This is a genomic window from Winogradskyella poriferorum, from assembly GCF_050618035.1.
In the GTDB taxonomy this organism is placed as follows: domain Bacteria; phylum Bacteroidota; class Bacteroidia; order Flavobacteriales; family Flavobacteriaceae; genus Winogradskyella; species Winogradskyella poriferorum_A.
The window spans coordinates 1-230 of sequence record NZ_JBODPY010000158.1 but is presented as its reverse complement, the minus strand read 5'-3'; the positions used below and the strand labels follow the sequence as shown (position 1 = coordinate 230).

At 35.7% G+C, this 230-nt stretch carries 1 protein-coding gene; it reads right to left on the bottom strand.

The window, feature by feature from the left end:
• Positions 1-230 (bottom strand): sugar phosphate nucleotidyltransferase (locus ACRHOC_RS15305; protein WP_431159456.1); only part of this gene is annotated, 230 nt, incomplete at both ends.

Below are 230 nucleotides of genomic sequence, written 5' to 3'. Positions count from 1 at the left end.
AATTCCACTAACAGATCTCTATTGAAAATATAGATTCCCAACGATGCTAGATAATGTCTTCCTACATTTTTCATATCATCACTAACCGGCGAAGTCCAATCTGGTAACAAGGAAGCATCTGGCTTTCCGATAAAAGATTTTATGATATTATTTTCGTCTGTTTTTAAAATACCAAATGCCCCTGCATCCTTAGCATTAACCGGTTGAGTTGCTATTGAAATTTCTTCACC